This is a genomic window from Streptobacillus ratti (assembly GCF_001891165.1).
Classification (GTDB): Bacteria; Fusobacteriota; Fusobacteriia; order Fusobacteriales; family Leptotrichiaceae; genus Streptobacillus; species Streptobacillus ratti.
Genome location: NZ_LKKW01000038.1, coordinates 1 through 12,755 on the forward strand (window position 1 = coordinate 1; position 12,755 = coordinate 12,755).

Genomic DNA, 12,755 nt, shown 5'->3' on the forward strand with positions numbered 1-12,755 from the left:
AGTTATAGGGAGGATAGTAAGTATTATTTAGGGAGAGTATTTAGGAGTATAGAGGAGTTAAAAAGAGGAGTAAAGAAGTATTGTAGTAGATATAATAATATAAGGAGAAAAGTACTAAACTTTAAGAGTCCGAATGAGGTAGTAAGAGAGTATCAAAATAGTTTAACAAATTAATAAAAATGTAAAAAAGGTGACTAAGTGGTTAATTACACACTTATACAGAAACTTTTTAAATATTTTGTTACATATGTTTGACAACTAAACAAATATTTACTAAATAAAAATCATTAACATTAGACTTTTATTAATAATTTTGGTATAATATTTATGAAAGTGAGGTTGATAATTTTGAAAAAATCTATAGGGAATATAAATGAGAATTTAGTTGCATCTGTTATTTTGATTGTGTCATTATCTCCATTTTTAGGAATAGTATTTAGTATAGGTGGATTAATTTTAGAAAAAGAAAATGAATTTGTAAGAGATTATGCTAAACAAGGATTGATATTTTCATTCATTTCTTTTATATTAATTCTATTTAAAGATTTAAAATTATCTGATTTAATCTTAACTTTATCATTTTTAATATTATTGGCATTGGTGGTTATAACAACAATACATGCTTACAGAGGCGAAGAATTTAAATTCGATTTTATGAGAAAAATATTTGAATATATAAAATTATAGGAGGCTTAATATTAAGCCTCCTATTTATTTTCTTTTTCTTTTATTCTATTTTCTACATGTTCTATTTTCTTTAATAATTCTTCATCTCTTGAATCTATATTATATGCTGCCCTAAATTCCTTTAAAGCTCTTCTATGTCTTCCCATATGCTCATATTTTCTTCCAAAATCTATATGTGCTCCATACATATCAAAATCTAAAAATATTGCAAGTTCAAAACAATCTAAAGCTTCTCTAAGCATACCCTTTCTTGAATATACATTTCCTAAAAGAAACAGTAAAAACGGCTCTTTTTCACTTAAATAAAGAGCATTTTTTAATCTTTCTTCAGCTTCATTTAAATTTGAATTTTCATAATATAGATAACCTAAATAACCTTCAACTTCATGATCATTTGGAAGATATTTTGACAATTCTTCATATAACTCAATCGCCTTATCATTTTCTAAATACGCATGATATACACCTGCAAGTTTTTTTAATGAATCTATATCCTTTGGGTTTTTAGCAATTTTAGATTTTAATTCTGTCTTAAAATCATCTATATTCCCATTATATCTAAATTCTCTAAAAACTAATGTCGATAACATAAATATCTTTCCTTTCAGTAACTTTTATAACTATATTTTATCATATTTACTTTTAAAAATCAATTAACTTAATATATCTTTCAAGCATTTTCATTTTATTATTAACAATAAAAAACTTAGAATGTTTTATGACATTCTAAGTCATATTTAATTTATTCTTCACAACCACAGCATTCACAATCATGTTCCATTATATCACACTTAATTTTTGTTTTTATATAATGATTTATCATGTCTTTACTTGGTACTCCCTCTGTAATCAAGAAATATGTTTTCTCCCATAATCCACCATCTTTTAATTCAGTGTTTACATATTCAAATTCCTTTTTTATCAATCTTGAAGTCGCACTTTTATAAGCATTGATAAATTTAGAAATTTCACTTTTAGGATGTGCTTTAAACTTAATATGTATATGATCTTTTTCATAACTAAAATCATATAGTTCTATTAAATAGTTTTTTGAAATTTCTTTAAATTTCTCTATTGCATATTTTGTAATTTCTTCATTAAATATCTTGCTCCTATTTTTAGTAACAAATACTAATTGATAGTACAATGCAAAAACAGAGTGATTGTTACCATATATTTCCATTTTTAATTTTCCTTTACTAATAACGTATTTAAAAGATTTTTATTATCAAAGGCATAACTTCCACCTATTGCAACGGAATCAAGAGGTCTATCAGGAACATTTACTTTTACTTTAACTTCATTTTCTATCAATTTATCTAAATTAGAAATCAAAGCTCCACCACCTGTTAGCACTATTCCATTATCTAATATATCTGCTGCAAGTTCAGGCGGACATTTACCTATTACTTCTTTTACTGCTGATACTAAATCATTTAATGAGTCCTCAATAGCCTCACAAACTTGATTAGATGTAATAACAAGTGTTTTAGGTTTCTTGGTATTAATATCTAAACCTTTAATTATTAATTCTTTATTTTCATTTTCTGGAACAAATATAGCAGAAGATAATTCTTTTTTAATTTTTTCTGCTGTTCTATCTCCAATATTTAAAAATAGTTTTTCCTTAACATATTTTACTATGTCATCATCAAATTTATTACCAGCTATTCTTGTTGATTTAGAAACAATTATTTCATCAAGTGATAATATCGCTATATCAGTTGAGCCCCCACCTATATCTATAACCATATTACCATTAGGGTTTGAAATATTAACCCCTGCCCCCATTACGGCAGCTCTCCCCTCTTCTATTAAAAATATTCTTTTAACATCATCTAAAGCATCAAAAAGGGCTCTTCTTTCCACTTTAGTAACTTCTATAGGAACACAAATTATTACTTCTGGTTTAAATGGCGAAATACCATAAACCTGTTTCATAAATTCTGAAAGCATTTTTCTTGTTGAATCTATATCAGATATAACTCCATCTTTAAGTGGTTTAATTACTTCTATACTTTTTGGGTTTTTACCCAACATTTCTCTTGCTTCTCTACCTACGGCAACAACTTTATCAGTTTTTTTATCTTTAACTATAACAGATGGCTCATTTAAAACAATTTTTTTTGCTTGTTTATCATAAAAAAGAACATTTGATGTACCTAAATCTATAGATATCTGTTTCTTAATTCTAAAAAAGTTAATTAATTTATCAAATATCATAACACTAAATACTTAATAATTCTTTTTCTTTTTTAGCTAATAATTCATCTATATGTTTAATACATTCATCAGTTAATTTTTGAATTTTTTCTTCTGTATGTTTTAAGTCATCTTCTGTAATTTCAGAATCTTTTTCCATTTTTCTAACTTTGTTATTATAGTCTTTTCTGATATTTCTAGCTGCAACTTTCCCCTCTTCTGCTTCTTTTTTAACAACCTTTACATACTCTTTTCTTCTATCTTCTGTTAATTCAGGTACTACAAGTCTAATTATTCTACCGTCATTTGAAGGATTGAAACCAATATTTGCAGCAAGTATCGCTTTTTCTATAGCTGGTATTAATGACTTATCCCAAGGATCTATAACTAATAATCTTGCCTCTGGTGCAGTAACTGAACCAACTTGATTTAACGGCGACATTTGACCATAATAATCAACTAAAACTCCGTCAACCATAGAAACATTAGCACGTCCTGCTCTAACATGAGAAAAACGAACTTTTGTACTTTCTAATGTTTTTTCCATTTTTTCTTCAACTTCTAATAATAGTTCTTCTACCATTTTATCTTCCTTCCCTTTTTTATTTCTATTTATATTATATCATCTTTTAATCGTTTTTTACAACAGTACCAATTTTTTCTCCTCTGGCAAGCTTTAACATATTTCCATCTTTTAAAGCATTAAATACTATTATAGGCATATTATTTTCTCTACATAATGATAATGCAGTCGCATCCATTACTTTTAAATCTTTACTAAGTGCTTCTTTAAAAGTAATTTCTTCATATTTAATAGCATCATCATATTTAACAGGATCTTTATCATAAATACCGTCAACTTTTGTCCCCTTAGCTAAAACATCGGCTTCAATTTCTATTGCTCTTAATGCTCCACCTGAATCTGTAGTAAAATATGGATTTCCTGTTCCACCTGCAAATATTACTACTCTTCCTTTTTCTAAGTGTCTAATTGCTCTTCTTCTTATAAATGGTTCAGCAACTTGTGGCATATTTATTGCAGTTAGAACTCTTGTAGCTACTCCACCAATTTTTTCTATAGCATTTTGTAATGCTAATCCATTCATTATTGTTGCAAGCATTCCCATAGTATCTCCAGTTGATCTATCCATACCAACTTCTTCTCCAAATTTTCCTCTAAATATATTTCCACCACCAATTACTATTGCAAGTTCTACACCCTCATCATGTATTTCTTTAATCTGTTTAGCAAAACTATGTAAAATATCATCAGAAAAACCAAAATCCTTATCTCCAGCTAAAGCTTCTCCACTTAGTTTTAATAATATCCTTTTATGTTTCAGCATATGAAATTTCCCTCCGTTTGATAAAAAAGAGTTTAATTGCTTAAACTCTCCCTTATGTATTCTTATTATTTTGTATTTGCTATTTGTGCTGCAACTTCTGCTGCGAAATCAGTTTCAGCTTTTTCAATTCCTTCTCCCACTTTATATCTTGCAAATCCTGCAACTACTGAAGGAGCAATAAATTCTTTAATTGATACTTTATCATCTCTTACATATTTTTGTTCTAATAAGCAATTTTCTTCATAGAATTTTCTCATTTTACCTTCTAATATTTTTTCAACTATAGCTTCTGGTTTACCCTCTTCTAATAATTGAACTCTTGCTATTTCTTTTTCTCTTTCTAAATCTGAAGCTGTAACTTGTTCTCTGCTTAAATATGATGGATCCATAGCTGCAATGTGCATTGCTACACCTTTTGCTTTTTCATGATTTTCTGGAGTATTTTCTCCATCAACTTCAACTAAAACTCCTATTTTCCCACCTAAGTGAATATAGTTTACTACAAATCCTTTAGCTTCAACAAAAACTAATCTTCTAATGTTTAAGTTTTCTCCAATTTTTGCAATTAAATCTGTTAATTGGTTATCAACTGTACTTCCATTAAATTCAACTGCTTTTAATTCTTCAACTGTTGCTGTCTTATTTTTTAATGCAAGTTCTACTAATTTAGTTCCAAAGTTTTTGAAATCATCATTTTTAGCAACGAAATCTGTTTCTGAGTTAAATTCAATAATAACTCCTAAGTTATCTAATTCTCCACCAAATACTAATCCCTCTGCTGCTATTCTTCCTGATTTTTTAGCTGCTTTAGCTATCCCTTTTTCTCTTAACCAGTCTATTGATTTTTCTATATCTCCACCATTAGCTTCTAATGCTTTTTTACAATCAAGCATTCCAGCTCCTGTTCTTTCTCTTAATACTTTTATATCTGCTGCACTTGCCATAATGCTTCCTCCTATTAACTTATTATTCTTCTATTTCTTCTTTTTCAACTACGAAATTTTCTTCTAAAACTTCTGCTGTTTCAAGTTCTGCTGGAGTGTATTCATTTTCTTGTCCACCATTAGCTTCAACAACTGCTTGAGAAATTACTTTTGAAAATAATTTTATTGATCTAATAGCATCATCATTTGCAGGTATTCTATAAGTTACTAAATCTGGATCTACATTTGAATCTATTAAAGCTATTACAGGTATTCCAAGTTTAGCTGCTTCCTCTAAAGCTAAAAATTCTTTTTTAATATCTACAACGAATAATGCTGCTGGTAAAGTATTCATTTCTTTAATTCCACCAACATTTTTTTGTAATTTTTCCATTTCTTTTCTTAAGATAGCTGCTTCTTTTTTAGTGTAAGCTTCATCTAAAGTTCCATTTGCTTCCATTTCTTCTAATTCTTTTAACTTTTTAACTCTTTTTTTAATAGTTTCTAAGTTAGTTAGTAATCCACCTAACCATCTTTGGTTAACGTAGAATCCTCCACATCTTTCAGCTTCTTCTTTCATAGCTTCTTGAGCTTGTTTTTTAGTACCTACGAATAATACTTTTCCACCTTCACTTGCAATTTCTCTTACAAATTCATAAGCTTTCTCTGTTGATACTAAAGTTTGTTGTAAATCTAAAATGTGTAATCCATTTCTTTCTGCATAAATATATGGTTTCATTTTAGGATTCCATCTTTTTGCTTGATGCCCAAAATGTGCCCCCACTTCTAATAATTCTTTCATTGAAATTACTGCCATTTAATTTTCCTCCTTGATTTTTGGTTTTTTTCATCCACTCTTGTCCATTTGCAAATCCAAATATTATTGGCACCATACAAACGAAAAAAACAGAGTGTGTTTGTCCTTTGCTATTATATCACTATTAACTTATGGTGTCAAGCCGTTTAATACAAGCTTTTTAATATTATATAAAAAAAATCTAAATCTTAAATTTAGATTTTTTTGTTTAATATTTTTTTGTGAAATTTTTCTAAAATTTGAAGTAATGATTGATCTATTAATATAGATAAATTTTTTACTAAATATTTCATTTCTTCTTTCATTCCATTATTTAACCATTCATATGCTACTGAAGCAAAAGCAACTTTATAATAGTTAAGTAAGAATTCTCTATCTTTTTCTGAAATATCATATTTTAATAAGGTATCTGTGAATAATAGTTCAAAAAGTCTTTTACTCATAACTTCAAATGTTCCTCTTAATAACCCACATGATTCAGATTGATTGATATTAACCAATACTTCTTTTCTTTCTGCTATAGATTTAAAGAATAAAAGGTATGCTTCCTCAAAGTTATTAAATTTTCTTTTGACTTTTACTATTTCTTGTATTTCTATTTCAAAATAGTACTTCAATAATTCAGTCATATTTTTAAAATAATAATAAAAGATTTGTCTAGTAACTCCAGTATCTTCTGTCAATTCTTTTACTGTTATTTTGTAATAAGGTTTTACTTTAAGCATCTTAGCAAAAGCATTCCTAATTAAATCCTTTGCCTTTATTCTTTTTTTCATTGTACATTTCTCCTTCTAACTATTAATTCTTTTTATTGTTTTTTCTTTACCTATTATAGAGATTATAGAATAAAGATCTGGTCCTTTAGATTTACCAGTTAGAACTGCTCTTATAGGCATTAATACCTTACCTATTCCCTCATTTAATTCTTCAGGTAATTTGTGAAGTATATCTTTAATTAATTCTTCATCTAATTCTTCATCTAAAGAATTTAATTTTTCTAAAAATAAGGCTATTGATTTTTTACCCTCTTCAGAAGATAATGCTTCATGTACTCTTTCTACTGCTTTTCTATCCTTTTTATTCATATCTTCAGTAATTTCTGGTAAAACAATCTCATCTATGAAAAATACATCTAAATTTTTAGCTAATTCTTTTAAAGTATGAGAACCCTCTCTTGTAATTTCTACCATTCTTTCTAATTTTTCTCTACTAAACTTAGAAATATCGTAGCCCTCTTTTTCAATGAAAGGAATAGCTAAATCTGTTAATTCCGATACAGGTTTTAATTTCATATGTTGATTATTTACCCAAGCTAATTTAACTAAATCAAAAACTGGTCCTCCTAAAGATATTCTATCAAAACTAAAGTTTTCAATCATTTCATCAAGTGTGAATATTTCTTTTTCTCCACCTAAACTCCAACCCATTAATGCAAGGAAATTTAATAGACCCTCTTTTAAATACCCCTCTTCTTTATAGTAATTTAATGAAACTGGGTTTTTTCTTTTAGAAATTTTAGTTTTATCTGCATTTCTTAATAAAGGCATATGATACCATTTTGGTTCTTCCCAACCAAAAGCTTTATATAACTGTATATGTTTAGGTGTTGAAGCTATCCATTCTTCTGCACGTATTACATGTGTTACTCCCATTAGGTGGTCATCAACTATATTAGCTAAATGATAAGTTGGAAATCCATCTGATTTTAATAATATTTGGTCATCTATTTTATCATTATCAAAGAAAATCTTACCTCTTAAACCATCTTCAACAATTGTTTGTCCATCAAGTGGCATTTTTAATCTTATTACATAAGGTAATCCTTTAGATAAATTTTCTTCTACTTGCTCTTTAGTTAAATTTCTTGCTCTTCTATCATACATAGGTGGCAGACCCATTGCTTTTTGTCTTTCTCTCATTATTTCTAATTCTTCTGGTGTTTCAAATGAATAATAAGCTTCTCCTTTTTCTACAAGTGAAACTGCATATTCTTTATATATTTCAAATCTTTCAGATTGTCTATAAGGACCAAAAGGACCACCTAAATCAGGACCCTCAGTATAGTTAAGTCCTAACCACTTCATAGCGTCAAATATTTGTTGTTCTGAATCAGAAGAAAATCTTGTTCTGTCAGTATCCTCTATTCTAAGTATAAAATCTCCTGAATTATTATGTGCAAAAGCATAATTAAATAATCCTATATATGCCGTCCCTACATGTGGATCTCCAGTTGGAGATGGTGCTATTCTAACTCTAACTCTTTTTTCCATTATTAAACCTCTCATGTCTTTTTTTTAAATATATCACTTTTAACATTATTTGTCTAGTTTTTTATACATTATCTTAAAAAATAAATTATACACATTTTAATTAATTAATGAAAATTTTTAAATTTAAATATTTGATATAAAAAACATGTTTTTATTACTAAATAAAATATATATTTCACATTTATTGTGAAATTTTTTATTATATTCATAAAAAAGATGTAAAATAATTAAATTATTCAACATCTTTATAGCTATTGTTTATAACCAATATTTAATGTTGCCTTAGTGCCTCAGTTAAATATTTTTATATATCATTTCTCAATTGTTTTAATACCGTAAATAAAAAGGTAGCTTATGCCACCCATATATCTAATTATGTTATACTATATTTTATTATATTAATCCTGTTTCTTTTAATTTTTCTAAAACTTCTACATCATCTAAAATATTTTTAACTGAAATTAATTTTTTACCTTTAGCATCTACTTTAGGTGCTAATTTATCTGAGCAAACTACTATGTCTACTCCATCTATTTTTTTTGACAAATCATCTATAGTACAAGTATCAATTTCAATTTTTATTCCTTTTTCCACAATTTTTTTCATTGTAGTTTTTAAAATCATACTTGTTCCAGTTCCACTTCCACATACAGCTAATACTTTCATTCTTTATCTCCTTAAGTTATGTATTTCACAATTAATTTTATCATAAATACATCTTCTAATCAAGTACTTTTAAATCTTTACTTTTCAATTTAATTATCTCATCTTTAACTTCTTTTATTACTTTTTCATTAAACATTTTAGGTATATTTTTCCATATTTTATGAAATCCATAAGGTCCATTTACTAGTTCTATTAAGGCATCATTTATTTCATAATCTTGATATATTATTCTATACATTCCTGATATTAACCCAGTTCTATCAGAACCATGATAGCAATGGAATAATACTGCTCCATTTTCTTTTGAACGTTCTATATCATATAACACCCTGGCAACTTCTTTAGCTGTAATATTCCATGTTTTTAAAGGGTTACTTATTAATATTAAATCAGTGTCTTTAAATACTTTTTCATCTTTATTTTTATTAAAATATCTAAGGCTTATTATAGTTTTTATACCTAGTTCATTAATAAGTGGTAAATCTTCTAATTTTAATTGTTTACTTCTATATACTCCCTCATCTAATTTGTACATATTTTTTTCTTTATTAATCAATAAAGTATTATCATTTGAATATACAAAACAAGATAAAAATAGTAAAAATAATAATATAGTTTTTTTCATAACACCTCTTTTTTAAAATATTTCATTATCACTAGGGATAATTTCCTTATTTTTAAACATTTCTAATAATTTTTCTACAGTTAAATTCTTCTTTTCTTCCCCTTTTATGTCAAATATTATATTCCCTTTATGTAACATTATTAATCTATTTCCATATTTTATTGCATCTTCCATATTATGTGTAATCATAAATGTTATTAAGTTTTCATTAGAATTAACTATTTCATTTGTTTTTTCAAGTATAATTTTTGCAGTTTCTGGATCAAGTGCAGCAGTATGTTCATCAAGTAATAATAATTTTGGTTTATTAAAAGTTGACATTAAAAGTGATAAACATTGTCTTTGCCCACCAGAAAGTAAACCAACATTTGTTTCAAGTTGATTTTCTATACCTAAACCAAGTGTTTTAAGACTTTCTTTAAATTCTTCTATTTTAGATATCTCAAGTCCAAACCCGAATCCAAACTTTTTACCCTTATTATATGCCATAGACATATTTTCTAATACTGTCATAGATGGAGCTGTTCCACTTGAAACATTTTGATGAACTTTTGAAATTAAATTTGCTCTTTTATGTGCTTTAAGCTTTTCTATATTAAGTCCCTCAAGTAATATTTCTCCACTATCTAATTCTATTTCTCCACTTAATGTATTTAAAAATGTAGACTTTCCCGCACCGTTAGACCCTATAACTGTAATAAAATCTCCTGCATTTGCCTCAAAATTTAAATTATCAAATACTATTTTAACTTCACCTAACTCACTATAGAATTTCTTATTTAAATTTATCATTTTAAGCATTATTCTTACCTCTTTTCTTTCCTACTGCAAGTATAACAGCAAGGAATAATGCAGTAATTATCTTAACATCAGTTGGTCTTATTGATAATTTAGATATTAATTCTTGACTAAAGCCTAATATATAGAATAATTCATCTGTAATTGATGATGAATTAAGTGCAAAATTAATTATGATATAGTAAATAATAGAACCTAAAATAACTATAGATATATTATTTATAGATCTACTTCTCTTAATTACTCCCATACCAAATATTATTGATGCAAGACCTATTATTATTGTTCCAACAGATGAAGATAAATCTACTACTTTAATATATTGAGCAAAAAATGCTCCAGAACTTGCCACAAGTAAATTAGATAACATTAACCCTATAATCTTAACCCTATTTACACTTACTCCTAAATTAGAAACTAATACTTCATTATCTCCTAAGGCTCTAAGTATTAATCCGAACTTAGATGTTAAGATATAGTCCATAATTAATTTTATAACAAAAACTATTAATAATAGTAAATACATTGAAATATCTTTACTGTAATACACATATCCTATTGAAAAAATATATATTAATATATATATTATTAAACTTTTTAAGGCATCTTTATCTGGTTTTATTCTTCTATCGTATAAAACTTTAATAATTAGTAATATTATTGATATTATTATAAATAAAGTAAAATATTTCTCATAATTTATTATATAAAACCAACTTTGTTCATTTTCTAAAAACACATTAGGTTTATTAAGTATTCTAGCATTTATACTATATAGAGCTGTCATAGTTATTATACCTGACAATAATTTATTTATTCCATATTTTACATGTAAAATACCTGTAATAAATCCTGAAATCATTCCTGCAATAGCTGAAAATATTAATCCTATTATAGGGTGAGTTGGGAATATTAACATAGTCCCAGCAAAAGTAAATCCTCCTAAAGTAAATGAACCATCTACTGTCAAGTCTGGAAAATCCAATATTTTGTATGTTATATATACTCCCATTACCATAATTGAATAAATTAATCCAAATTTAATAGATTCTGGAAGTAAGCCTATAAAAATCATTAAAGAATCCATATTCTAAAACTCCAATCCTAATAGTTTGGCAGTATCTTTATTGTATTCAAATTTTAAATTATCCATACCTTTTATTTCTATATCTTCAGGTTTTTCTCCATTTATAACTCTTATAGCAATCTTTCCTGCTTCTTTTCCTAATTCATAATAATCTATACCTAAAGTCATTAATATTCCTGAATCAACATGTGATTTTTCAGCACCCAAAGTTATTTTTTTAGTCTCTTTTGCTTTATCTGCTATAACATTTATAGTTGAAGCTACTAAATTATCCGTTGGTGTATATAGAGCATCTACTTCTTTTAATATAGATTCTGTTGCTATTGCTATTTCATTAATTTGACTTACAGATTTTTCAATTAATTCAATTCCATATTTTACAGTTATTTTCTTTAAATTTTCTACTTGAATTACTGAATTTTGTTCCCCCGAACTATATATTACTCCTAATTTTTTAATTTGAGGCATTATATCCTTTAAAAGTAATATTTGTTTTTCTATATCAACAATGTCTAGTACTCCCGTAACATTCTTATTTATTAATCCTGAAGACTTTGCATCTGTAACCGCTGAAATAACTATAGGTATTTCTTCTGTACTATTTTGTGCAACTTGTGCAGTAGGTGTCGCAATAGCATATATTAAATCAACCTTTTGATTTACTAATTTTCTAGTATTTAACACCAGCGTTGAAATATCTCCATTTGCATTTGTTTCTATAAATAGAGTATTAATTCCATTCATTCTCAATTCATCTTTAAACCCATTTCTTGTAGCATTCAATGCTGGATGGTCAACTATTTGACTTATACCAATTCTATAATCTGCTCTTTCCTTTTTATTTAATAATAAAAAAGTTACAACAGTTCCTAACAAAGCTAATATTAACAATATTTTTTTCATATTTCCCCTCCTTGAGTTTTTATAATTTTAACACAGTCATCTTTATTTGTAAAGCATATTATTATAAATAAAAAGATGATTTAAAATCTTTTTTATTAAACTTTAAATCATCTATATTTTTACACAAATTTATATAGTAATCCTAAATCTACTCCATTAGCTCTATATCCAACCTCATTAAATCTATGTGCAACATTTAACCATACACTTAATTTATTATTTAAGTTTACATCTCTTAAGCCCCACTTTAACTCAAATGTGTTCTTATTTGCATTATAATAATATCCAGCATCAGATACCTTAACTCCTGCTAAATTAACATCATAATTCCAATTAAACTCCACATATGGATTTACATTACTAACATCTGTATACATCGTTATATTTGTACCAAGTCTTGACCTTAAATTTGAACCTAAATTCCAAAAGTA

17 protein-coding genes are annotated in these 12,755 nt (G+C 26.7%); 2 read left to right on the forward strand and 15 right to left on the reverse strand.

Annotation, left to right across the window (positions count from 1 at the left end):
• Together BT993_RS07620 and BT993_RS06080 are read left to right on the forward strand one after the other, a co-directional pair.
• The coding region (locus BT993_RS07620; protein ID WP_143604233.1) for an IS3 family transposase at positions 1 to 174 on the forward strand (174 nt) is incomplete at its 5' end.
• A 174-nt stretch (positions 175 to 348) separates the two neighbouring features.
• Positions 349 to 687 carry a magnetosome magnetite crystal formation protein family gene (locus BT993_RS06080; protein ID WP_072593690.1) on the forward strand — a complete coding sequence of 113 codons (339 nt, stop codon included), beginning with the start codon at positions 349 to 351 and terminating at the stop codon, positions 685 to 687.
• A gap of 20 nt (positions 688 to 707) precedes the next feature.
• Here BT993_RS06080 and BT993_RS06085 read toward each other — a convergent pair whose 3' ends face one another.
• From BT993_RS06085 to BT993_RS06155, 15 genes are all read right to left on the reverse strand, one after another.
• On the reverse strand, positions 708 to 1,277 hold the full coding sequence (locus BT993_RS06085) for a tetratricopeptide repeat protein (protein WP_072593691.1): 570 nt from the start codon (positions 1,275 to 1,277) through the stop codon (positions 708 to 710).
• Between the two features lie 152 nt (positions 1,278 to 1,429).
• Positions 1,430 to 1,870 carry an IS200/IS605 family transposase gene (gene tnpA, locus BT993_RS06090; RefSeq protein WP_072593692.1) on the reverse strand — a complete coding sequence of 147 codons (441 nt, stop codon included), beginning with the start codon at positions 1,868 to 1,870 and terminating at the stop codon, positions 1,430 to 1,432.
• A gap of 2 nt (positions 1,871 to 1,872) precedes the next feature.
• On the reverse strand, positions 1,873 to 2,910 hold the full coding sequence (gene mreB, locus BT993_RS06095; protein ID WP_072593693.1) for a rod shape-determining protein: 1,038 nt from the start codon (positions 2,908 to 2,910) through the stop codon (positions 1,873 to 1,875).
• Positions 2,911 to 2,914: 4 nt separating this feature from the next.
• Positions 2,915 to 3,472: a ribosome recycling factor gene (gene frr / locus BT993_RS06100; RefSeq protein ID WP_072593694.1), complete on the reverse strand. Its 558-nt coding sequence runs from the start codon at positions 3,470 to 3,472 to the stop codon at positions 2,915 to 2,917.
• Positions 3,473 to 3,518: 46 nt separating this feature from the next.
• Entirely contained in the window at positions 3,519 to 4,235 is a 717-nt protein-coding gene (gene pyrH / locus BT993_RS06105; protein ID WP_072593695.1) for a UMP kinase, read from the reverse strand.
• Between the two features lie 65 nt (positions 4,236 to 4,300).
• The gene (tsf, locus tag BT993_RS06110) at positions 4,301 to 5,179 is read right to left on the reverse strand and encodes a translation elongation factor Ts (RefSeq protein WP_072593696.1); all 879 of its coding nucleotides are present in this window, start codon (positions 5,177 to 5,179) and stop codon (positions 4,301 to 4,303) included.
• Between the two features lie 22 nt (positions 5,180 to 5,201).
• Positions 5,202 to 5,975 (reverse strand): 30S ribosomal protein S2, encoded by a 774-nt coding sequence (rpsB, locus tag BT993_RS06115; protein WP_072593697.1) that lies wholly within the window; start codon positions 5,973 to 5,975, stop codon positions 5,202 to 5,204.
• A gap of 194 nt (positions 5,976 to 6,169) precedes the next feature.
• Positions 6,170 to 6,751, reverse strand: coding sequence for a TetR/AcrR family transcriptional regulator (locus BT993_RS06120; RefSeq protein WP_072593698.1), 582 nt, complete (start codon positions 6,749 to 6,751; stop codon positions 6,170 to 6,172).
• Between the two features lie 15 nt (positions 6,752 to 6,766).
• On the reverse strand, positions 6,767 to 8,260 hold the full coding sequence (gltX, locus tag BT993_RS06125) for a glutamate--tRNA ligase (RefSeq protein WP_072593699.1): 1,494 nt from the start codon (positions 8,258 to 8,260) through the stop codon (positions 6,767 to 6,769).
• Positions 8,261 to 8,638: 378 nt separating this feature from the next.
• Positions 8,639 to 8,911, reverse strand: a complete 273-nt coding sequence (locus BT993_RS06130) for a PTS sugar transporter subunit IIB (protein WP_072593700.1) — start codon at positions 8,909 to 8,911, stop codon at positions 8,639 to 8,641.
• A 55-nt stretch (positions 8,912 to 8,966) separates the two neighbouring features.
• Complete coding sequence (locus BT993_RS06135; RefSeq protein WP_072593701.1) at positions 8,967 to 9,536, reverse strand: tyrosine-protein phosphatase; 570 nt, start codon at positions 9,534 to 9,536, stop codon at positions 8,967 to 8,969.
• A 12-nt stretch (positions 9,537 to 9,548) separates the two neighbouring features.
• Positions 9,549 to 10,337: an ABC transporter ATP-binding protein gene (locus BT993_RS06140; protein ID WP_072593702.1), complete on the reverse strand. Its 789-nt coding sequence runs from the start codon at positions 10,335 to 10,337 to the stop codon at positions 9,549 to 9,551.
• Positions 10,330 to 11,421: an ABC transporter permease gene (locus tag BT993_RS06145; RefSeq protein WP_072593703.1), complete on the reverse strand. Its 1,092-nt coding sequence runs from the start codon at positions 11,419 to 11,421 to the stop codon at positions 10,330 to 10,332. Before BT993_RS06145 ends, BT993_RS06140 begins: the two co-directional genes overlap by 8 nt.
• 3 nt (positions 11,422 to 11,424) lie before the next feature.
• Entirely contained in the window at positions 11,425 to 12,324 is a 900-nt protein-coding gene (locus BT993_RS06150; protein ID WP_072593704.1) for an ABC transporter substrate-binding protein, read from the reverse strand.
• 119 nt (positions 12,325 to 12,443) lie between these two features.
• On the reverse strand, positions 12,444 to 12,755 hold a 312-nt coding region (locus tag BT993_RS06155), incomplete at its 5' end, for an autotransporter outer membrane beta-barrel domain-containing protein (RefSeq protein WP_143604292.1).